Source organism: Acholeplasma hippikon (assembly GCF_900660755.1).
In the GTDB taxonomy this organism is placed as follows: domain Bacteria; phylum Bacillota_I; class Bacilli_A; order Acholeplasmatales; family Acholeplasmataceae; genus Acholeplasma; species Acholeplasma hippikon.
The window spans coordinates 61,394-83,655 of the sequence record NZ_LR215050.1 but is presented as its reverse complement, the minus strand read 5'-3'; the positions used below and the strand labels follow the sequence as shown (position 1 = coordinate 83,655).

The window sequence follows — 22,262 nt, the reverse complement described above, 5'->3', positions numbered from 1 at the left end:
TATCATACTTTTATCTATTTTTCTTTTTTCACCCTTAATTATGAAACTTCATTAAATTGTGGTTTTTTTAAAATAAAAAACCCTTTTAAGGGGTTAGTTTACTAAGCATAGATTACTTCTTTTACTTCATAATTTTTTAAATTAACGGTGATTGATTCAATCATTACCGCTTCTAAAGGTTGATCATTAAAATTTGTCTTCATATTCGCAATTGCATCCAAGACATCAAAACCACTAATTAATCCTCCAAAACTTGCATAATCTCCATCTAAAAACGGATAATTTACATGCATAATAAAGAATTGTGATGTTTGTGAATTATAACTTGTGGCAGTTCTTGCCATCGATAATACACCTCTTGTATGGTTTAAAGGATTGTCAAAATTATTCTTTCTAAATTCTCCAGGGATTGCTTTTCTTGTTTGCTTTACAATTCCCCCTTGAATCATAAAGTCTTTAATCACACGATGAAACTGTGAATTTTTAAAACTTTCATCTAAAATATAAGTTATATAGTTATTAACTGTATTTGGTGCTACATTTGGAAATAATTGAGCCTTCATTTCACCTAAATTTTTAACCTTTATGGTAATTACGGGATTATCATAATTTAAATATTCATAATAAGCTAAATCCTTTAATGTTTCTAAATCAATTTCTTGTTCTTCTAATTCTTCTTCTACTTCAGTTTCTTTTCCACATCCTATTAATGGAACTAAACATAAAACAATTAATAATAAACTAAATTTTTTCATCTGCCTTATCCTTTCAAGTTCTTTAGTCATTATAACAAATATTCTCATCAATTTATCTATTTATTCTATTCTTGTTATTTTTTTAAATTTCTCATGAATCAACTTGCTTGCAAGTTTAAATGTTTAAACACTACTTTTATAGTTTTTAACCCTTTAAATCATAAATTTTTTTAATTAATTGCATTAACTACTCGCTTTTTATATTTTTATATAAAATAAAGGTGAGGTGATAAGGTGAGTGTTTATTTTTATGGTTGTATTACTTTAGATGGGTTTTTAGCAGATAAAAACCATCAGTTAGACTGGCTACATGAAACTGGTAGTTCAGAAGAAACAACATATGAAGCTTTTTATAAAAAAATGGATGTGACAGTGATGGGTAAGAGAACCTATGATTACATTAAAAACATTCCTAATTTTGAAAAGTTCTATGCTGCAACAAAAAACTATGTTTTAACAAGTCATAAAGATGAAGTAAGTGATCAGTTTACGCCTATAAGTGGTGATATTGCTTCATTTATTTATTCGCTACCTCAAGATAAAAATATCTGGATTATTGGCGGTAATACTTTAGTGACACCACTACTTAATAGAGATTTGTTTGATTATTTAATTATTCAGATTGCACCAGTTATTCTTGGGGAAGGTGTTCCACTTTTTAAAGATATTACTAGAAACTTAAGGTATGAACTTGAATCTGTGTCAAAATATGGACAATTCGTAGAAATTGTATTTAAAAAGCGCTCGAAATGAGCGCTTTATTTCTTATTTGTATAGTTCAATTACTTCTTTTAAAACAATTTTTTCCCCATCAAAACTAACTTTTAAAATATAAGGCATTAAATCTTTAATCTGATTAAAATCTTCATATCCAAAGTCTGGTTCAAAGTGATGAAGAATTAAACTTAAGGCCGTCCCGTGAGTGCCAACGATTACTGTTTTATTTTGATTTTCTGCTAATAGGGCTAAGAATGCTTGAACATTTCTTTCTTGAGCTTCTCTTAAAGATTCACCTAATGGTAATTTATAATCAAAATCTAACCATTGTTTTTCTGCATAACAATCAAAATCATCAACCCAGGTTCCAACTGTTCTTTCTTTAAAATTCTCAACTACAACAATTTCCTTTTTTAAAGAATCCGCTAGAGGTTTAACTGTTTGATAAGCTCTTTCATATGGGCTTGAATAAACATTGTCAAAATGTGTACGCTTAAGTAATTTAGCGATATTATATGAATCTAGAAGACCTCTTTGACTTAGGTGTCTTCTTTCAGTTTTATTACGTAAATCTGGGATACCATGTCTAATAAAGTATACTGTTGTCATATTTTCTCCTTGATACTTTATACAATAAATCATTGATTAATTATATAAAGTAGTTTAAACACTTAGATTATCTAAAATGTTTATAACCTTCACAAAAACCCTTTAAAACAAATAAACCTTTTATCCTTGGAATGATTCTACAAGTAAAAGTATAACTGTGCTATCTTTTGGTACAATTTCATCGATTGAAACTTCACTATAAATACCGTCTACATAAACTGCGATATATTCACTATAATCAGACGGTGTTTGGTAGCCTTCAATATTTCTTAAAAACATACCAAAAGAAGTTTCTTCAATTTTAACTCTCATAAAATTATCTTTTATGATATCAACTAAGTTATCACCAAGTGTGAATGTAATATTTTTAGACTTGATTAAACTATAATCACTACCTATAATTTCAATTTTTATTTCCCCTGTGGTGCTTACTTCTTTTTTATCAAGCAAAAGATTTAAAGATATCGCAAGGATAATCATTCCAGTGATTAAAATGATGATTGTGCCTATTAATCTTGTCTTTTTCATAATAATACCTCGAAGAAAAATCATATGTATAATATTATAGCCCAAATATGCGTTTTTTGGATATAAAAAAACTATAGTTTTTTACTATAGTCATTTTTTCTTGATTGGATGTCTGATAATTGTTTTTAGTTTATCCGCTTCTACTTTTCTAGGATCTGATAAATTAATTTCATAGTGATAGCGATTATTAAAATCTATCATTTAAATACCTAATAGTTTTTAATTTCTTTGCATTCGTATTCAGTAAATTCTATCGCAGATTTAATTAACATAAGAGCGATTCTTTTTGCAGCATTTACTCCAATTTTAACAACTTGTCTTTTTAAATTCACTTCTGCTTTTTTAGTTTCATCAACTTTTAAGATGGCATTTGTTACTTTATTAACGCATCCCATGCAATCAATTCCGCTGTCTTTAGTCGTAATTACATTTATATTAAATAAAATAAAGATCTCACATGTTATTTATATCAAAGAAATTATCATCATCTTCATCTTCTTTGAATAGTTCTTTTAGATTAATGGCTTTTTCGTTTTTTGTCTTTACACCAAGTTTTCCTTTAGATAAGCCAACTTGGACAGTTTTTACATCTTGTGATAATTCATTTTCTACTGTATCACCTTCATTTTTTACAACAAACATACCAACGTTTACACGTTTTTTCTTCCTAAAAAACATTTATATATCCCCTTTTTATTTATTAATTACTGTTATATCCATGTTCTTTTGAGGTAAATACTTTTTTCCAATAGCCTTCTCTTATCAGTGCTTGTAATACTTTTTATTATTTTAATGATTTTAATACATCAAATATCTTCTTATAAATATAAATCATTCTTTCTTCAGTCACGTAATTGAGTGCCTCATCAAGCGTAAACCATCTTACACCACTATTTTCATCAACTTTCGTTACTAATTGTTCATTTTCATCAGCAACCAATAAATAAGCTAGGTTCATATGAATATGATCACCAACAAACTTACCATTTTTAATGTGATAAGGAACAAAGATGTTATCAAGTGATACAGGCTCATTTAATAATGGCTTAACATTTTTAACGCCTGTTTCTTCGGTTGCTTCACGAAGAACAACAGCAAGAAAATCTTCTATACCGTCGTTATGTCCTCCAACCCAACCCCATGATTTATAAATTAAATGATTAATAAATAACACTTTATCCTTCTTACTATTTGTAATAATTGCTGAGTTCGTAAAATGCGCCATAAGATTACTTCTTAAAAATGCATCTTCATTTCTACTGGCAAACTGGATCATTGCCTCTTTATCTATTTTTTCCTGTTCATTTTTTGGAATATAATTTTCAATTTCTTTTACTTTCATCATGTCCTCTTTCTTAGATAAATCGTGAAACTTTATAAATATTATTCACTATCAAACGTATAGTCATATGATTCAAATTCACCATTTACTTTTTCTTAAAGATATTCTTTATTGTTTTTTCATCATTTTTAATACCTAGTACTTTTTCAAGATCTTTAATGATTAGTTTTTTCATAGAAAAAGATGCTTGAATAACTTTTTCTATATCTGATACGATACCTTTCATATTTAGATCATGTAAGAATCTTGGAATAATTTGCCAAGATTATCCATACTTATCTTTTAACCATCCACAATTCTCTGATTCTTTAAAGCTTGATAACTTATGCCAATAACTATTTATCTCAGCTTGGTCTTCACAAATAACCATTAAAGAGAATGCTTCTGTAAAATGCTTTGTAAAGCTGTCATCACCAATTAATAATGGCTCTTTGAATAATTTGATTTGACTAATAAATGTTTTTTCTTCTTTATTTTCAAAACTTTGCATGAGGTCAAATTGAGGGAATATTTCTTGATAATAATTAATTGCATCTTTGGCAAATCCATGATGTTTTCCAGTAAATACTAAATATGGCATAACTAACGTTTCTTTATGGATTTTACTTGAATATCCAATGCACCATGATAAACCAAACTTATCTATAATCCACGCCTTTGGATGTTCTAATTCGAGTGGTTGAATGATTTTTTTCGCACCAACAACTAATTTTTTATAAATATCTTCTATTTCACTTCTAGCGTTTCTATTTAAGAATGGATTTACTAAGTAGGCAAGTGAGATAGCTTCTGTTAATTCAAAAGGCCCATTACCCATCAGCATGAATGTGAAATTCTTTATACTCATGAATCGTATCGTTGTTTCATATTCACTACCATGATGAAGTTCTAATTTTCGATGTTCTTTTACATCTTTAAATACTTCTTTATAAAAGTTAAATGCCTCAGTTGAATCTTTTTGTAGCCAAATGGATGTAATAACCTTTTGCATATAAATATCCTCCTACACTCAATTTATACACTTTCATTATAATCCTTAATCTAAAACACTACTGATAAGATGAATCAATATTTTTATTCTAAAACCTTTGTAATAATTGCATCTTGACGTTTCTCATCAAATAGTATTTCTACTTTTACATTTTTTGCAACTTCATCAAATAAAGGTCCACTAAAAACTTTAGTCTCTAATAGTTCTAATCTTTCTTCTACTTTAACAGATAGATCTCTTGATTGAATTCTAGAAAAATTACCTGAATAGATGTTTTTAATCACACCCTGATAAACTTTGTAGTTGTTGATATTTTTTTTAATTGAAACTGTTTTATAACAAAAGTATAAGATTACTGGAAGAAATGGAACTAAAACAACGAGATTAATCATTAAGAAAATGGATGCTGGATTATCAATTGTATCAATTCCAATTAAAAGATAAGCATTAAAAATTACAAATAATAAAAAATATACTGATGTTAATACGAATAAATTCATTTTATAATGTTGATATTTATTCGATTTTAAAATTTTTTCTTTCATATTTATCCCCTTTTGAAAAATAAGAAATGGTTCTACAGTTTGATTTTACCATAATACTTTTTTAAATATTGATTTACTTATAAATGCAAAAAAAAATGCCATCACTTACGATGACATATATTTTACTTAAGATGTCTTGCTGTAAATGAAATGCTACAAACTTTCCACTTGATGTGTTGATTTTACTACTAAACATATAACGATTCCTAAAATTTGAATGAATACTTAGTCATGGATTCTACTTAATTACATTAATCTATTATATCTTTAGGAATAAATGGTTCCACTTTTAATTCTTCCAATTTGCTAATCATAAAATTTGGCCCTTTAAAAAATTGTGTGGTATACCACACTATAATGGATAGGTATATTGTTACCACACAATAATTTATATATCTTAAAATTTAAAATAACTTGAATTTCATTAAATTTAATTACTCTCCAAGACTCATATCTGGATTGTCCACCTAAATAATTCTTTTTCACCATTAGTAAAGATATGCTTTTATGTCTTTAGTTTATGCCTATTCAACCAATCTCACATGCAATAGTTTAGGAAATGTTAAGTAGTATATTGGAATTACTAATAGATTTAGTATAATTATAACTATTAATGATCCTATATGGATAAACCATAAATCAATCCAATAACCACTAATGAAGTAAATAATCACATGGCCAAGGATGGTTAACACAAACGCAATCACAATTTGTTTAAGTGATATCCAAAGATTAGATAAGAACATGTTTGTAATAATCTTTCCTTTTGAGTTAAAGAAGATATTCTCGATGAACAACACACTTTTCAAATCATCAAATCTTAAGAATAAAAAGAATACCATTAATAATGAAATAACAATAAAGAAGAATATCAGTGTATTTTGAATCATTGTAATGAGTGGGGAGAATAAATTAATAATTTGGTTTGTTTTCAGCAACTTATAGTTAGGTTGAGTGAATGAATGATTGATGATTGCAGTATCTAATGAATCAATATCTTTATCCATCATGTATATGATTCTAGGATATACATCATCAAATATGCCTAAAGAATTATTTATATTTAGATATGTCTCAAAATCCGATAATATGGTCATTGTTAAATCAATAGCATCATCATCAGATTGATCAAATAGTATACTCTTGAATTGTGTTGTCTCAAAGTAACCCACAACATCAACTTCAATAAATTCAAATCCGAATACATCAGTCGTTATATACATGGTTTGAATTGTATTTTGAAGAGGATATAATTGGTTAAATAATTCTTTAGATAGTAATAGACCACTATGATTGTTTGAAAAATAATTAATCTCAATATATTGTAAATAATGCATGCCAACATAAAATTCTATATAATCTGTAAAATCAATACTATAACCACCAACTTGACCAAACTCACTTGTTGAACCATATAATGTATCACTAATAATGATACTTGACGAAACATTGGTGTTAATGCGACTTTCCAAATGGGAAGATCTCATACTTATTATATTTTCATATTCGGTTAAATCTTCAGTTTTTATCGAATATGATTCATATTCTATAAATCCATTTGCAGGCATATTTGAATATTTGAAGTTTAAATCAGCATTGACAAATAGAAGAATCAAATTGAAAAAAGATAGGAAAATAACTGATATAAAAGTTATTCTACCAATCAACTTATTACTCCATTTTGGATATAGAGATAGTTTATGAATTTGTTTAATTGACATCGACAAGTTTACCACGTTCAATTTTAACTATCCTATCATAATAATGATCAAAATTGTTGCTATGTGTGACCATAATCACTGTGAGATTATATAAGTTTCTTAAACGACTTATACTTTTAATGACAATATCAGCATGAGTTGGATCTAAATTACCGGTTGGTTCATCAATGACAAGAATCTTCCCATCCGAGATAATAGCACGAGCTAGACTGACTCTTGTTTTTTCACCACCAGATAATATATTGACATTACTATACTTTTTATCAAGCATGTTTAATTCTTTAAGTATATTGTCAAGATCCGGTTTAGTGACTTTAAGTCCTTTATTCACCAAAGGCATGATAATATTTTCATAAACATTCAAATAAGGAATTAAAAATGGCGTTTGAAACATATAGGAAAAAGACTTTCTATATTGCTTGATGTATTTATCACCAAGTGAGATGCCATCAAAGATATAAGTTCCTTCATAATCTTGATCCAACATACCGATTATATTTATTAATGTCGTTTTGCCTGAACCAGAAGGACCCTTGATGGCGATAAATTCCCCTTCATTGATGACTAATTCAGCATTATTGAATATATTAAGTTCACCGTAACTTTTATTTTTGATTTTAATATGTATCATTCTGAACTCCTTAATAAGATTTCAAGTCTTTTTTCACGAATAACACGTTTTAATCTAGCATTGATACTGAAAGTGAAGAATGTCATATAAATGACTATCAGTATTACAAAAAATAATGGTATATAGAATATATTTACTGGAATTATTGAATATGAAACTATAATTCCTAAGATGGTTATTGGTGCTGTCATTACAAGAAATTCCAAAATAAATTGATTGAATATATTTTTATTTGATGCGAAAAATATGTTCCTAATAATGATTTCATCAAAGCGCTTATCAAGCTGATATCTTAATAAGAAATTGAAAACTATTAAGCAGAAAATGACTGGTAATAAAGTAATCATTGTATATAAAATCATGAAGATATCATATTTAGATATGTAGTCAGATTTAAGATAAGTTGATGATCCAGTAAATGAAACATTATTGATATAATTCCAACGATTCTTACTTTGAAGATAATTTTCAAGGTTACTATTATCTTTTAACAAGTACACATCTCCATCATCAATAAATGGAACAATCTTGAAACTGACAATTGGGTCATAAGATTTCATAATGAATGGATTTATCGGAAATACTAACTCGCCATTATCAAGGTTATTAATAGTCTCCGAATTAGAATATAAAACATTAGTTTCAAAAGTTTTTTTTGAATCTATTTGGATAAAAACTAATTCTCCATCATAAACCGGTAATCCAACTTCAATCCCTTTTTTTGTTGTAAGTACTACTTGAATGTATTGGCCATCAACTTCTTCATAAGTAATTTTATATATAATATTACCCTGTTCATCATTTACATATGATATAGTTTCATCTTCAGGATTGATAAGGATGATATCAAAATCATCATAGAATGAAGCTTGACGCTCCATTCTATGATGTTGACTTGCAAAACTAAAAATAATTAACGAAGAATAAATGGTCAAAAGACTATAAATCAATAGTATTGAAAGAGTATTTAATTTATAAAAACGGATTGATTTTATTGTTTTATGCATAATCAATTTAAGCTGAATGTACCGAAAGAATACACACCAGATACGGTATCACCAAATGTATCATTTGTATATACAAAAGTGTCTAAATCAAAAAGATACTTATAAGCTGTGTAATTAGTCTTAACTGTACTAGCTTCCTCTTGCCACCACCATAAAATATTTTCATATCTATAAGATTTTTTTACTTTATATCTAACATAAACCGCTACTTTACCATATGCAAAGTATAGTTGATCTGATGGAATAACATCTAGGTTGAAATCATAAGTTAATGTGTTAGAAGTAATTTGGGATTCAGTATAGACGGTTGTAGTTGAAAGAGTCAATGAGTGATTAGTAGATTGACTTACTTCTGCTGTACCCATATCACCTAGAGATAAACCAAGTTTAGCGACACTTGTTTGGCCAATTGTGGTCGAAACTGTTACAGATACTTGGTTTTCAAGTGTCATAGCATCGTATTGGGTATGTTGCATATTTAATATTTGCGCCTTTGTTTTATAACCACCAGTATAATTATGAACAAGCCTAAATTCAAGTTTAATATCATCACCAATTTCGACTTTATCATGTTTACCTATGATTCCGATTTTATAATATGGACCAGTGTAGACTTTATTTTTGTGAGTGGAATAATCATTTAATACTGCGGTCCAATCATACACTTGACCCAATTGTGGATCCACACTTGCTGTAGCATATACAAAGTTGTTATTCCCTAGAAGGAAGACCATCATAATAAGCATATCAAGACTGATAAGATAGATACTTTTTTCATTTTACTTCTCCATCGTATAATAGTAATGTAGTTTTGAGTCAGTGCTCAATTACTATTATTGTTTTTTAAGTTTTTGTCCTAGTGTTATAATCTAAGTATAGATATAACTGGGTAATGCGATATTTCCCCTTGCACATTATGGTGCTTTAAAAGCGTGTGAACCCGCTTGATTGACTTACTTACCGGTTGCTATTATATCTACTTTACCATCATTATATAACTCTTAGAAATAAGTTTCAAATGATTTAATATATAAGTCTATATGATATTTTAATCCAATAAAAGTTTTGAAGCGCTAGTTTAATACATCTATAGCCATATGTTTTGTTACTAGTTTCAAAGATTTCTGAAATAAGTATCTTAAAATCGTGAAATTTATCAGTCTCATTTTGGTGTTCATAATAATAGTAAACAGACTTTGAAAGTCCTGATATTAGAAGTAAATCTTTTAATGTATATTTTCGCCTTAGTTCCTTAGCTACTTGGTATTTTTGTTTGTTTCTGTTTTTTAATTAAGGTGATGAGTTTTTTATGTATTCATTTATCAAATAGGAACATTGATGAGATTGTATTAGCTGATGAATTAAATAATAAACCTATACTATTTGGAACATTTAATTTTATTCAAACTCGGCTTAATATAGATGTTATGTGGCAAATCATTATAATTTAACTCGAATAGCCTTTCTTTAACCCTTAGTAAAAAGGCAATATTTATCGAGTAGCCTTTATTCAACCCTCAATTAAAGTTACTAATAAATTTATAATTTCATCTAAAATTTAAAAATATAGGGATTTTTTATAAAAGTTTCCTTTCCTTCTCAATGCTACTTCAAACATATATCAACAATACTTCAAAAGCATAAAAAATGCCACACCGAAGTGTAGCATTATTTAATTCCACGATGTCTTGCTGTAAATGAAATGCTACAAACTTTCAACTTGGTGTGTTCATTTTGCAACATTTTTAATATCCCTTGTGTTCAAAATGCTACAAACTTTCAATTTGGTGTGTCCATTTTGCAACAAGCCAAATAGTGTCTGTGTTCATTTTGCTACACAACTAGACAAAACATTATATGCTTCTATTATAGCCTTATAAGAGTATTTTTGCAATCCTCGAGTTTGCTTGTTTTTTATCATAATTTATACAGTATTTAATCTTAATTTTCCTTACCAAATCTGACATCTTGAAACTCCTATAATTTAAATAATTTGTCTGTCTCTACTAAGGTTTTATGATTATACATTTCATTATAAAATCTTCTATCTAGATTTATAAGTAATTCAGATTTAAATTTATATAATTCATTAATAGTTGTATTGCAATAAGTATTCAAAAAAGCTTGTTCTATAAGATGTATTACCATTTTAATATTTTTCTTTTCTACTGTATTAAATATTTTTGATAAGTTACTTCTTGTCCATTCCTTATCTTTAGACAGTGCAGTTTTGATACTATTGTCAGATTGAATAGGTAAAATATTATTTATAAATTTTCCCATAATACTAGCTACATTATCTGCTAATTGAATGGATAAATTGTTTTTACTATCAATAAACTCAAGATCAATATCTGCTTTCTTAAAATAGTAATCCATATATTTTTGAACAGTCTCTATATTGTCATGATATATTTTAAAACTACTATTGCTTGACCCATTATTTAACTTATAAAGTAATATTGTTTCACCTAAAGCAGTCAAATTTACAATGTTGTTTCGACTCTTTTTGTCTATCCTTATACTCTCAGCGACAATATCATCTTTTAGCATTTCTATATAGCCTTCTCCTTGATCATAAAATGCTTTTACCAAACCAACAAACTCATCTCTGATGTGAATTTCTAACTCACACGTAATACATTCCTTATAATCATAACTTATTACATATTCAATAAATTTTTTTATATTCTCTTTTGTCTTATAGTTTATAGTATTAATAAATATACCTAAGAATACCTCATCTATCTTTATTAAGAACTCGTTAAACTTCATAAAGTCATTAGGATAAAGATCTTTGAAAGGTATTCCTAACAACCATACTAAAAAGTTGGTTAAAATAAAAAACTTTTTATCATAAATAGTTATAAGTAAATTACTACCATGTATAAAATCATTAATAAATTCATTTAACAGAGGATTGTTTGCCCGTGTTAATAAATCGGACCCTTTGATCTCTTTAGATTCATTGTTTGGATATAATATGTTTAAGTATTTTTCTTTAAATTTTCGATATTTGTTTGTTATCTCATCATCTTCTATATATCCTACAAGAATAAAATATCTTTGTTCATTGTAATTGAGTTTATTTTCTTTTAATTTAATTTCCCCTGTATTTCTAGATTCATCAAAATATATTTTTGTATGATTCATACTTCACCTCATTTAGATACATCAACTTCAGCATTAACCTATTATCCTTTAAAAATATTCTCTCTATGCCATTGCATAAAGTCGCTTCTTGGAAGTGAACTGATTATTGTTTGAGTCAAATAAATCTATGAAGTCTGTTTCAGTTAGCTCAATAGCACTTTGCTCATCTACACCATGATATGCATATACAGTTTGAAATGTAGCTATTGTAAGAAGTATCAAAAATACAAACAAAGCTACTGTAATTTTTTTTAATATTTTCATATATTTCATCTCCTAAAATATCTTTTATAAATCAAAAATATACTAATTGGGATCATTAACAAACAAAATAATGATGCTAAGAAAATCCATTTATAATTTTCATCACCGGTTGATTGTATTTCAAATCCTAAGTTAAAACCTATTATTGATCCTGCTAATAAAAACAGGCATCCTATTGTTGTTTCTAAAATAATCCATTTTTCTGCTTTACTTTTCTTTCTCATTTCTTTGTACTCCCCTTTCTACGTTTTTAACTATTGTTTAGTTATTGTAATTACCAGTAGAATTTTAAAAAATTTATATCACATTTTCCCCTTGAATTAGATTAATACAATTGTATGGTTCCACTAATGTTTGATATTCATATAAATCTATCCATAATAGTAAAAAAATCTTTTATTACTGTATCTTTAGCTTCTAATAAATCTGGAAATTTTGTTCCTGGTCTAAAAGGATTTTCTCTCATTTCTAAATCAAACTTATTAATTTCTTTAACTTCAAATTCATTATTAAAGTTAAAATCCCATTGATGATAATCTTGATAATTTGTACAAGCCATAATAACTTTGTGTAACTGTAAAAAGGTAATGTTTACTGGTAAAATCGCAACAAAATATAATCCTTTAGGATATATTTCTTCTACGTTGTTCATCTCTATTTTTAACCTGAAATTCATACAATCCACCTACTTATTTATATTTGTTAATATAAATACTTTTTAATACTTTCTGGAACTATTGTTTTTACTTTAAATAGTTCTTTTATTTTTATGTGGGTCCATATGATTGCGTCTATTTCAATAGATTGATTTAAGTAGTTAATATCTTCTTTTTCATCTAATGTTCCACTTGGCATATTATAGGTATTAAAATCATTGTTCCAATTATCTAATGTTTCTTTTGATTCATTTAAATTGTGCTTAACTGAGTACGCTTGATAAGCATGTCTGCACTCATGAAAACAAGTAACCATTACTTCGATCCATGGAACTTTTGTTAACCAATCTTCATTAAATATTATTTCATAATCTTTATGTCTAAAGACTGCTGTTAATTCATTATTAGGTAACTCGTTTGAATTAGCAAAATATATACTTGGCTCAGGTATATCTAATATATTTGATGCAATTTTTATTCCTTTTAGTGCAATTTCTAAGTTGTTCATTTACTAAAATCACCATTTATCTAATTACATAAGTTTATCTTCTCAAATATTTTCTTCGTTTTCTATATCTATTATTCTCGTGAGTCTTTAACGTTCTATCTTCTGTCCTTCTAGTGGATAAAGAAAATATAGATGGAATGAGTATAGATCCTAAAACAACAGTTATTAAGTTTAGTATTAAACTAAAAGAATGATTATTTGAAAAATCTAGACCTATTTCAAAAAGATAAATTAATCCTATTACGGATGATATTACAGTTAGAATTAATATGTGTGATAACTTTGGCCTGTAACTTTTAATCTTTTTGTTTATATGCATAAACCATGTTATATAGAGGTAGACGCTTAAAAGCAAGGAATTAAAATATAAAATTGGAAATAGTATTGTTAATGTGTTTGAATATGAGTTTGCCGTTAAATATATAGTTTCAACTATTGTGTGCAAATTAGTATTCCAACCAAAGATAAATATAATAATTAATTGAATATTAAATATTGCTCCTATTGAGGTTACCATTAAAGCTGTTGATTTTATATTTTTATTTCTTGCCATAAAAATTATTTTGATAATAGCCCATGATGTAGTGATAAGCAGATATGTAACTAACCCATTTATAGCAGTACTTCTTAATCCAATTAAAATGGGAACAAATATTACTAATGTAACAATTGCCACAGCAAAAATAAATAACATAATTACGGCCAGTACTAAAGAAGTCTTTTTAGACTTGCTTGTAGTTATCTTTAATTCCTCTTCTATTTTCTCTCCAGTTTTCATACCTAATTTAAATACTTTTTGAAATTGCTTATTCCTTATTGCTGTTTCAAAACTAGCCGCTCCATTAAGTAGAACTACTATTGAATTAATTACAAATATTGTTAGGAAGATAATTCTTAACACAATTAATCAACTCACTTTTCAAATATCTTTTATTATATAAATTATACACTACCTGGATAACAAAAAAAAGGACAATCTAGATTAAGTTCTAGACTGCCCTTCTGCATTAATATTTTTTGAAATACTTATAACTGATTCAATTATTTTATTTATTACTTCTTCTGGTAAGTTAATATTATTTTCTTTTAGATAGATACTAATATTTGCGATCACGTATTTTTTCTTCTGATCACCCTTTTTATAATTAGCTTCTGCAATAATACAAAGCTCTTTTATTCTAGTTTCTACCTTAAGATATGATTCATAATACTTTTTAGCTTTAGCATTTCTCTTTGATAGATATCCTAATGCTGCAGAGATAATTGATAACACTATACTTATAATGGTTGTTACTAATTCTGGATTACTCATCTTTTTTACCATCCTTATTTAAGACTTCTAAAACATTTTTAATAACTGTTGGAACTTTAAGACCTGCAAGTGTTGAGTTTTCTAATATACTTACACCCTCCATTGAAATGAAGGCAATGATTGCTCCATCTCTAATAAACGAAGTTGTAAGTATAATATCTAGCTGCTGAGACATTGCTATTAAGAATAAAATAAATATTTTTTTAGATAAACTTTTAATACCTGCAGCACTACTTAGTCTGCCACTTTCTGTTTTCTTACTTTTCTTAAATACTACTGCAAGTAATAGACCACTTAAAAAATTAATACTCATTAATACATTTAGTGCAATCATCAAACTATCAAACCCTCCAAAAAGGTATGAAAAAAAGGACCCTAACGTCCCTACCATGAATAAAGCACTATACTTGTACTTCATTATTATCATCCTTTAAATATTTATCTTTAATCTCACTTATTAATTTAAAAGGCTCCTGAGATGAAGTAGTCAATACTTTGTAGACATAAAAAATTATTTAAACCTCAATTCAGTTCTATACTGTATTGGGGTTTTATATCTTAATGAGTATGCTAATCTTTCATTATTGAAATACTCAACATACTTTTTTATAATCTCTAATGGATTATCACTGTGATAAAAATTATAGTCATATTTAAGTTCATCTTTGATCCAACCATTTAGGGATTCAATAATTGGATTATCTGTAGGGGTTGCTATTCTCGACATTGATCTTTTTATGGTATGATTAAATAAAGAGTTGAATCCTCTTGAGGTATATATTGCTCCTTGATCAGAATGCACAATCGTGTCAAGGTTCATATATCCTCTTTTTTGTTTTTGTCTTAAAAAGTTTTTTGCAGCTGTATAGTGATTTGAAGGACTTGCACCATAATTACTGCGTCTAATATCGTAAGATATAATCGTATGATCAAATAAATCAATATATAGATTCCAGTCATATTTACCACTTTTATGCGTTAGTATTGTTGTATCTGTACATACTTTCTCAAATGGACGACTTGTATGAAAATCATGTAGTAAATTAGGATATATCTCGTGTTCTTTTCCGGACTTGTGGCGCTTCATTCTTGCTTTTGAACGAATACCTAATAATTTACAGCACTGATGGCATAAAAGGTCTGAAAAGTATCGTTTTGTTTTATTCCTAATATGCTCCGCTCTATGTTTATAACCCCATACTTTATGCTTCTTATAACTTTCTTTGATTTCTTCGATTAACCATAATCTGTTAATTTGGTACCTGTTTAAGGTACCTTTTCTTTTTATCCATTTATAATATCCTGATCGTGATACACCCATATATATACATAAATTTTCAATATTCATTTCTTTACTTAATAAAGCTATGATTTCGTATTCGCTTTGGATTTTCTTCTTAACTTTATTTCCATCACCTCCTCGGTTGTGTATCCTTTTTTTAAACGTTCATTCTCTATTCTTAATTTCATGTTTTCATATTGGAGTTGTTCTAATTCTGTTAGGTTTTTCTTTAGCATAAATTTAGAAAGTGGATTCCCTGGCTTTCTCTTATTCTCTAGTGCATCTATGCCACCTTCATTATATTTTCTGACCCATGTTGAAATCATTCCGTTAGATATATTATTCTTTCTTCCTAATTCCAGTGCACTACATTCGCCCGATAGAACCAGCTTAACATATTCATACTTAGCTTCTTTACTCCAGTATCGTGATTCAGTCTTATTCTTAACACCTTTTGGTCTTCCCATAGTTATGCCTCCTTTTACTTAAATTATACAAAAAAAGATGCTAGTAGTTTTTTGTGTCTACTAACATCTTACTATTTCACTGAGAGCCTTGTTTTTTCGTCTTCTAAATATGGCCATAATGACCTCCTGTTCCATCAACTTTAATAACAACTAAAGGTCAGTAAGTTTTTTGTTTTTATCTTCTTCTCTAGCTTTATTATATGATTCAAATACTCTGTTTTTAAATTCTTTATATGTGAATCTTGATTTATGTTTCTTAAATATCATTTTATAAATTTTATTTAAATAGGTGTTTTTTGTATATATCGTTCTAGAAATTAACTGTATTAAATAAGTGAGTATTATAGCAATGACAGCATAACCAAAATAACCAGTATCAATTTTTCCATTTATACAAGTACTTATAATAAAATATGCTAAAACGGATAAAAATGATATATCAATTGTGTTTGCAGTTAAATTAACTGTTTTTAACTCATGAGAATATACAGAAACATCTATATCAAAATCATCATTATCTATTTTACCTTTATTTTTATAAGTCAAGGTTACAACGATCCCATGATATTCAACTTTTAAGTCATTATCACTTACAACCTTTAACAAATATTCTCTATAAAGTGATTCACTATTTTTCATTGATATTAAGTCATAATTTAAACCAATATATAGCTCTCGTGGTTTATCTCTATATAAATAAAGATCCCCCATATAATCATTGCTATCTGAACTTCCTGTATATTGAATTTGAGATCCTTTTATTTTTTCGATTTGAAAATACTTGTTATTATCACAAGTTATCTTAATCATTTTGTTCCTTAACTTATCAGCAATTTCTACCCTATCTAGTCCACTAAAAATTTCGCTAGTTAGATTGGATTCCTGCCATCTATTAAAACTATATAGATATCTTTTCCCAATATCTCTACTGTCACTAATTAACTCAAATTTTAACAATATAACCACCTATCTTTCATAGTTTATTATACCATATTTTCAAAGTCTAATTTATATCTATTTAGAACTGCATAAGCAATTATTAATGCAACAGTACCATCAATTCTTTTATATATTGAATTAAGCTTTGAAGGTTGGATGTTTCCATTAACATCTACTTTAGCTTGAGTATTTGATAAACACCATTTAAGTATTGGATTGTTGTTATAAATGACGTTATCATTCTTTAAATCAGCTTCTAGTTGTTTCATCGGTTCAGATAGAGTGTATACTCCCTGTCTTATCTTTTCCATGTTAAATCCGAGTTCTTCCATTTCTTTGGTCCAATATTGACTATTTCATGGATCATAGCCAACCCATAGTGGCCTAATTTGATAAGTCCTTATCTTTTTGTTACAACTTATTGTAGCCTATCCAAAATATAAGTTTTTTCAAAAACAAGGTTACTTCTCATTTCGAGAAAATTAAGGAAGATTCTCATATTACATTACAAATGAAAAACATTGAAGAGTTAATTAATGAAACTAAACCATAAGCATATAATGGCGTTTAACTACGATGGTGGTTTTAGGTTGTTTATGAAACAATTAAAGAATATCAATGATTATGAAGCTAAACAGATATTCTTAAGTGTTGTAGCAACTGATAGAGAAAATCTCAATATAATATTAAAGTTATCTAATCAATCAGATCTAGATATAGACTACTATGTGGTACTACAATCAAATCCGATTTATGAAGGTTCATATGATTTTATACAAACAAGACTAAACTTAAATATAAATTGGAAATTATTTTTAACTTAAATACGAATAGCCTTTCAAATGTAATCTCGAATACCCTTTTAAATGAAATGATTAAAAACATTAAATGAACACGAATACCCTTTTAAATCAAAAATAAAACGACGTACCAACTACTGGTAAAAGTCGTTTTTTTTCTTTATATTTCTTTTTATGTACTTTTTAATTTTCTTATTGTTTTATACTATTAATTAAACAAATGGCTTTGTCAGGCTTATAACTCCATTATATATAAATAAAAAATGCCACACCGAGGTGTAGCATTATTTAATTCCACGATGGCGTCTGAAGAGGGATTCGAACCCCCGACCGATAGCTTAGAAGGCTATTGCTCTATCCAGCTGAGCTATTCAGACACGTTCATTCAGCACATACAATTATACAAAAGTTTGTGCTGAATGTAAAGCCTTTTTTTTACTTTTTTTCGTTTTAATTAATTATTAAATTGGGAGTTATACAATTCGGCATAAAACCCATTTTGTTGTAATAATTCGTTGTGATTTCCTTGTTCAATGATGTTTCCATCCTTCATCACAAAGATCACATCTGCATTCTTAATTGTTGATAAACGGTGTGCAATAACAAAGGCAGTTCTTCCCTTCATTAGGCGATCCATCGCTGTTTGAATTAAAATTTCTGTACGCGTGTCAACTGATGAAGTTGCTTCATCTAAAATTAACATTGGTTTGTTCGCAAGCATTGCACGAGAAATTGTAATTAACTGACGTTGACCTTGTGAAATATTTAAGCCATCTTCATTAAGCATGAACTTATATCCGTCCGGTAATGACTTAATAAAATGATCAGTTTGTGCAGCGATTGCAGCTTCTATAACTTCTTCAGGTGACTTATCGATTGAACCATAACGAATGTTTTCTTCGATTGTGCCTTCAAAAATCCAAGTATCTTGTAATACCATACCGAAGTAACTTCTTACTTCATCACGGCTCATGTCTTTAATATCAACACCGTCAATTGTAATCTTTCCACCAGTTGTTTCATAGAAACGCATTAATAGATTAACCATTGTTGTCTTACCGGCTCCGGTTGGTCCAACGATTGCTACCATCTGACCAGGTTTAATATCGGCAGAGAAACCTTTAATAACTTCAGTTCCAGGCACATATGAGAATTGAACATTTTCAAATTTAACATGACCCTTAACTTCTTTTAATTGTTTTTGTTTCTTTGTTTCATCTGGTTCTGATTCTGCATTTAATAATTGGAAGATACGTTCAGCAGATGCTGCTGTTTGTTGAAGCACTGATGCGGATTGACCAATTGATTGGATTGGTTGTGCTACTTGACGTGTGTATTGAATATAGGTAAGAATAAACCCACTTAATAAAGCGCCAGTTGCGACTAAGTAACCACCATACATTGCAATTGCAATATAGGCAAGGTTTGTAAAGAAGAATTGAACTGGAATCATAATTCCTGAAATAAATTGGCTCTTCCATGATGTTTCAAAGATACGATCATTGATTTCATCAAATTCTTTCTTCGCTCTTTCTTGATAGTTAAATACTTTTACAACATTATGACCGTTGAATACTTCTTCAACGTGACCATTCATATCACCATTATTCTTAGCTGCTTGTCTGAAGAACTTTTGACTAAGTTTAACAAAACGTCCAGCAACATATAATGAAACGAATACTGAAACGCTGGCGATAATTGCTAAGTCCCAACGTAGGACGAACATAATGACTAAAATACTTGTAACTAACGCAAATGATCTAAAAATTTCTGAAATACTTTGTGTTAGTGTTTGGCTAATTGTATCGACATCATTTGTCATTCTACTTAAGATATCACCAAATTTATATTTATCAAAGTAACTTAATGGTAAGGTATTAATCTTATCTGCTAAGTCAACACGCATACGATAAGTCATCTTTTGTGTAATACCGATTAATAGATAACCTTGTAAGTAGTTCAATGATGAAGAAATCGCTGCTGAAACTAGTGCTAATGTTAAGCTTTGGTATAATCCTAAGTTTAAGAATCCACCAAATAATGACACCACATCACTTTGACCTTTCCAAATATATTCAATACTTGTTAAGGCAGCACCAGCAAAGATTGGTGTTGTTGTTGATGTTAACCCTGCAATAATTGCTGAAATTGCTGCAAGGATAATTAATGGCCATGAGTTACTTAGGTATGAACCTAATTGTCTCATTGTGCCTTTAAAGTCTTTTGGTTTTTGAGGAACTCGTCCATGGGCTTTGTTCATAGTCCTAACTCCTCCTTAGATAATTGTGATTGAGCAATTTCTAAGTATACTTCACAATTCTTAATTAATTCATCATGTGTACCAATACCTACAACATTACCCTTATCTAAAACGATAATTTGGTCGGCATGACGAATCGTATTAATACGTTGTGCAACAACGATGATTGTTGCGTGAATATGTTTAGCTAATTCAGAACGTAGTTTTTTATCTGTTTTATAATCTAGTGCTGAGAATGAATCATCAAAAATATAAATTTCTGGATTTTTAGCAATTGCTCTTGCGATACTTAAACGTTGACGCTGTCCGCCTGAAACGTTTGTACCACCTTGGTTAATTTCACTATCATATTTCATTTCAAAGTTTTCAATGAAACTTTCAGCTTGCGCAATTTGTGCAGCTTTCTTAACTAATGCTTCATCAAGTACTTCTTGACCAAATCCAATATTTGATTTAATCGTTCCTTTGAATAAAATACCTTTTTGTGGAACATAACCAATATGTTTCATATAATCATTGATTTTAATATTTCTAATATCAATACCATCAACTTTAATTGCCCCACCTGTTACATCATAGAATCTTGGAATGAGGTTAATTAATGTTGATTTACCTGAACCTGTAGAACCAATGATTGCAGTCATCTTACCTGGTTCAGCTTTAAATGATACGTGGTTTAAAATTGGTTGATCTGCATCTGGATATTGGAACGATACATCATCAAACTCAATTTCACCTTGAATTTTTTCAGGTAGTTCTTCTGGTTCATATGCTTCAGTAATGGTTAAGAACTCATCAATAACATCCATTACACGGTTAGCAGAAATTGCAGCACGTGGTAACATCATGATTGTTGTTGTAATCATCATGAAGTTCATAATCGTTTGTGAACCATATTGAATAAGTGTTGATAATTGTCCTGCAGATAGTGTGCTTCCTGCAAATAAGAATCCACCTTTAATTGAAAAATAAATAATAGATGCGGTAATTAATTGCATCACAAAACCCATTGTTGGCCACATTGCAGTGAACCAGCGGTTAACAAAGACATTAATATCATAAGACTCTTTAGCAACAGCTTTAGTCTTTTTTGCTTGAACATCTTGTGTGTTAAATGCACGGACAACACGTAAACCACTTAAGTTTTCTCTTGTTACTAAGTTTAATTTATCCACTAATACTTGGATCTTTTTAAACTTGTTATAAGTGATTGCCCAGATTGAACCCACAACTGTAAATACGGCTAAAACACCAAATAGTAAAACTGTTGATAACTGTGGATGCACTAAAAATGCCATCACAATTGCACCAATCCCCATGATTGGTTGCATAATAACCGAACGAAGTAACATGTTCACAGTACTTTGAAGTGATGTAATATCGTTTGTTATTCTTGTAATTAAAGATGAAGTTGTAAACTTATCTACTTCTGTCATAGAGAATTTTTGAACTTTTTCATACATTGCATTGCGAATATCTCTTGCGTAATTTGAAGAAGTTCTAGCTTCCATATAACCTGATGTAATAATTGCTACAATACCAACGACTGTGGCAAGTAACATTAATCCACCATATATCCAAATATCACTAAAATCTCTTAGTTCAGGTGCTACTTCAAGTTGTCTTATCATACTATCAATTAATGACCCTTGTAAATTAGGGACGATAAGGTTTAGAAACGCTCTAATAGCAACTAATACAAAAATTGTAATAACACTTATGATATAAGGTTTTAAATATCTAAATGATTTAAACATTTTTCATACTTCTTTCTA

General features: G+C 28.6%; 29 protein-coding genes, 1 tRNA gene and 1 pseudogene. 2 read left to right on the top strand and 29 right to left on the bottom strand.

From position 1 onward, the window contains the following. Positions 1-101: 101 nt before the first annotated feature. Positions 102-755 carry a peptidylprolyl isomerase gene (locus EXC59_RS00445; RefSeq protein ID WP_084145144.1) on the bottom strand — a complete coding sequence of 218 codons (654 nt, stop codon included), beginning with the start codon at positions 753-755 and terminating at the stop codon, positions 102-104. Positions 756-989: 234 nt separating this feature from the next. Between EXC59_RS00445 and EXC59_RS00440 the strand changes: the two genes are divergently transcribed. After that, entirely contained in the window at positions 990-1,508 is a 519-nt protein-coding gene (locus EXC59_RS00440) for a dihydrofolate reductase family protein (RefSeq protein ID WP_162163967.1), read from the top strand. 12 nt (positions 1,509-1,520) lie between these two features. Here the strand turns inward: EXC59_RS00440 and EXC59_RS00435 are convergent, their stop codons facing one another. From EXC59_RS00435 to EXC59_RS00325, 25 genes and pseudogenes are all read right to left on the bottom strand, one after another. Beyond that, positions 1,521-2,081, bottom strand: coding sequence for a histidine phosphatase family protein (locus EXC59_RS00435; RefSeq protein ID WP_035368916.1), 561 nt, complete (start codon positions 2,079-2,081; stop codon positions 1,521-1,523). Between the two features lie 120 nt (positions 2,082-2,201). Then, complete coding sequence (locus tag EXC59_RS00430; protein ID WP_035368914.1) at positions 2,202-2,609, bottom strand: DUF4430 domain-containing protein; 408 nt, start codon at positions 2,607-2,609, stop codon at positions 2,202-2,204. 90 nt (positions 2,610-2,699) lie between these two features. Further along, positions 2,700-2,804: pseudogene (locus EXC59_RS07250) on the bottom strand (GyrI-like domain-containing protein); the annotation flags it as partial. Positions 2,805-2,818: 14 nt separating this feature from the next. Next, positions 2,819-3,013 (bottom strand): heavy-metal-associated domain-containing protein, encoded by a 195-nt coding sequence (locus tag EXC59_RS00425; RefSeq protein WP_269471627.1) that lies wholly within the window; start codon positions 3,011-3,013, stop codon positions 2,819-2,821. A 49-nt stretch (positions 3,014-3,062) separates the two neighbouring features. After that, the gene (locus EXC59_RS00420; RefSeq protein WP_162163966.1) at positions 3,063-3,287 is read right to left on the bottom strand and encodes a hypothetical protein; all 225 of its coding nucleotides are present in this window, start codon (positions 3,285-3,287) and stop codon (positions 3,063-3,065) included. A gap of 106 nt (positions 3,288-3,393) precedes the next feature. Continuing rightward, positions 3,394-3,951, bottom strand: a complete 558-nt coding sequence (locus EXC59_RS00415) for an NUDIX hydrolase (protein ID WP_197723475.1) — start codon at positions 3,949-3,951, stop codon at positions 3,394-3,396. 85 nt (positions 3,952-4,036) lie between these two features. Continuing rightward, entirely contained in the window at positions 4,037-4,177 is a 141-nt protein-coding gene (locus tag EXC59_RS07045) for a hypothetical protein (protein ID WP_156952792.1), read from the bottom strand. A 39-nt stretch (positions 4,178-4,216) separates the two neighbouring features. Beyond that, positions 4,217-4,942: a VOC family protein gene (locus EXC59_RS00410; protein ID WP_035368909.1), complete on the bottom strand. Its 726-nt coding sequence runs from the start codon at positions 4,940-4,942 to the stop codon at positions 4,217-4,219. An 83-nt stretch (positions 4,943-5,025) separates the two neighbouring features. After that, a complete protein-coding gene (locus EXC59_RS00405) occupies positions 5,026-5,487 on the bottom strand; it encodes a hypothetical protein (RefSeq protein ID WP_129614225.1) in 462 nt (153 codons plus the stop codon). Positions 5,488-6,011: 524 nt separating this feature from the next. After that, a complete protein-coding gene (locus EXC59_RS00400; protein ID WP_156952791.1) occupies positions 6,012-6,959 on the bottom strand; it encodes a hypothetical protein in 948 nt (315 codons plus the stop codon). Between the two features lie 238 nt (positions 6,960-7,197). Further along, on the bottom strand, positions 7,198-7,839 hold the full coding sequence (locus tag EXC59_RS00395) for an ABC transporter ATP-binding protein (RefSeq protein WP_035368904.1): 642 nt from the start codon (positions 7,837-7,839) through the stop codon (positions 7,198-7,200). Next, positions 7,836-8,720 (bottom strand): 6TM ABC transporter family protein, encoded by an 885-nt coding sequence (locus EXC59_RS00390; protein WP_162163965.1) that lies wholly within the window; start codon positions 8,718-8,720, stop codon positions 7,836-7,838. The genes EXC59_RS00395 and EXC59_RS00390 overlap by 4 nt, the downstream gene beginning before the upstream one ends. A 128-nt stretch (positions 8,721-8,848) precedes the next feature. Beyond that, a complete protein-coding gene (locus EXC59_RS00385; protein WP_162163964.1) occupies positions 8,849-9,592 on the bottom strand; it encodes a hypothetical protein in 744 nt (247 codons plus the stop codon). A gap of 1,231 nt (positions 9,593-10,823) precedes the next feature. After that, positions 10,824-11,999 (bottom strand): DUF3800 domain-containing protein, encoded by a 1,176-nt coding sequence (locus tag EXC59_RS00380; protein WP_035368897.1) that lies wholly within the window; start codon positions 11,997-11,999, stop codon positions 10,824-10,826. Between the two features lie 63 nt (positions 12,000-12,062). Next, positions 12,063-12,263 (bottom strand): hypothetical protein, encoded by a 201-nt coding sequence (locus EXC59_RS00375; protein WP_035368895.1) that lies wholly within the window; start codon positions 12,261-12,263, stop codon positions 12,063-12,065. Positions 12,264-12,268: 5 nt separating this feature from the next. Then, positions 12,269-12,487 (bottom strand): hypothetical protein, encoded by a 219-nt coding sequence (locus EXC59_RS00370; protein WP_162163963.1) that lies wholly within the window; start codon positions 12,485-12,487, stop codon positions 12,269-12,271. Between the two features lie 137 nt (positions 12,488-12,624). Then, positions 12,625-12,939: a plasmid pRiA4b ORF-3 family protein gene (locus tag EXC59_RS00365; protein WP_162163962.1), complete on the bottom strand. Its 315-nt coding sequence runs from the start codon at positions 12,937-12,939 to the stop codon at positions 12,625-12,627. Between the two features lie 26 nt (positions 12,940-12,965). Continuing rightward, entirely contained in the window at positions 12,966-13,427 is a 462-nt protein-coding gene (locus EXC59_RS00360) for a hypothetical protein (RefSeq protein WP_035368886.1), read from the bottom strand. A 34-nt stretch (positions 13,428-13,461) separates the two neighbouring features. Then, positions 13,462-14,328 carry a hypothetical protein gene (locus EXC59_RS00355; RefSeq protein WP_035368885.1) on the bottom strand — a complete coding sequence of 289 codons (867 nt, stop codon included), beginning with the start codon at positions 14,326-14,328 and terminating at the stop codon, positions 13,462-13,464. Between the two features lie 81 nt (positions 14,329-14,409). Then, positions 14,410-14,739, bottom strand: a complete 330-nt coding sequence (locus EXC59_RS00350; protein WP_035368884.1) for a phage holin, LLH family — start codon at positions 14,737-14,739, stop codon at positions 14,410-14,412. Next, positions 14,732-15,130 carry a phage holin family protein gene (locus EXC59_RS00345; protein ID WP_269471626.1) on the bottom strand — a complete coding sequence of 133 codons (399 nt, stop codon included), beginning with the start codon at positions 15,128-15,130 and terminating at the stop codon, positions 14,732-14,734. Before EXC59_RS00345 ends, EXC59_RS00350 begins: the two co-directional genes overlap by 8 nt. 120 nt (positions 15,131-15,250) lie before the next feature. Next, positions 15,251-16,087: an IS3 family transposase gene (locus tag EXC59_RS00340; RefSeq protein WP_129614223.1), complete on the bottom strand. Its 837-nt coding sequence runs from the start codon at positions 16,085-16,087 to the stop codon at positions 15,251-15,253. Positions 16,088-16,104: 17 nt separating this feature from the next. Then, the gene (locus EXC59_RS00335) at positions 16,105-16,488 is read right to left on the bottom strand and encodes a helix-turn-helix domain-containing protein (RefSeq protein WP_129614222.1); all 384 of its coding nucleotides are present in this window, start codon (positions 16,486-16,488) and stop codon (positions 16,105-16,107) included. A 150-nt stretch (positions 16,489-16,638) separates the two neighbouring features. Next, complete coding sequence (locus EXC59_RS00330; RefSeq protein WP_035368246.1) at positions 16,639-17,445, bottom strand: hypothetical protein; 807 nt, start codon at positions 17,443-17,445, stop codon at positions 16,639-16,641. Positions 17,446-17,471: 26 nt separating this feature from the next. Beyond that, positions 17,472-17,759: a terminase TerL endonuclease subunit gene (locus tag EXC59_RS00325; protein ID WP_084145062.1), complete on the bottom strand. Its 288-nt coding sequence runs from the start codon at positions 17,757-17,759 to the stop codon at positions 17,472-17,474. A 228-nt stretch (positions 17,760-17,987) separates the two neighbouring features. Here EXC59_RS00325 and EXC59_RS00320 point away from each other — a divergent pair, with 228 nt between their 5' ends. Beyond that, positions 17,988-18,251 carry a hypothetical protein gene (locus EXC59_RS00320; protein WP_129614221.1) on the top strand — a complete coding sequence of 88 codons (264 nt, stop codon included), beginning with the start codon at positions 17,988-17,990 and terminating at the stop codon, positions 18,249-18,251. Positions 18,252-18,527: 276 nt separating this feature from the next. On the opposite strand, the gene EXC59_RS00315 is transcribed toward EXC59_RS00320, so the two are convergent. The 3 genes from EXC59_RS00315 to EXC59_RS00305 form a co-directional block, all read right to left on the bottom strand. After that, a tRNA-Arg gene (locus tag EXC59_RS00315) sits at positions 18,528-18,604 on the bottom strand. 77 nt (positions 18,605-18,681) lie between these two features. Continuing rightward, positions 18,682-20,487, bottom strand: coding sequence for an ABC transporter ATP-binding protein (locus EXC59_RS00310; RefSeq protein WP_035368252.1), 1,806 nt, complete (start codon positions 20,485-20,487; stop codon positions 18,682-18,684). Further along, positions 20,484-22,244 carry an ABC transporter ATP-binding protein gene (locus tag EXC59_RS00305; protein ID WP_162163874.1) on the bottom strand — a complete coding sequence of 587 codons (1,761 nt, stop codon included), beginning with the start codon at positions 22,242-22,244 and terminating at the stop codon, positions 20,484-20,486. Before EXC59_RS00305 ends, EXC59_RS00310 begins: the two co-directional genes overlap by 4 nt. Positions 22,245-22,262: the final 18 nt, after the last annotated feature.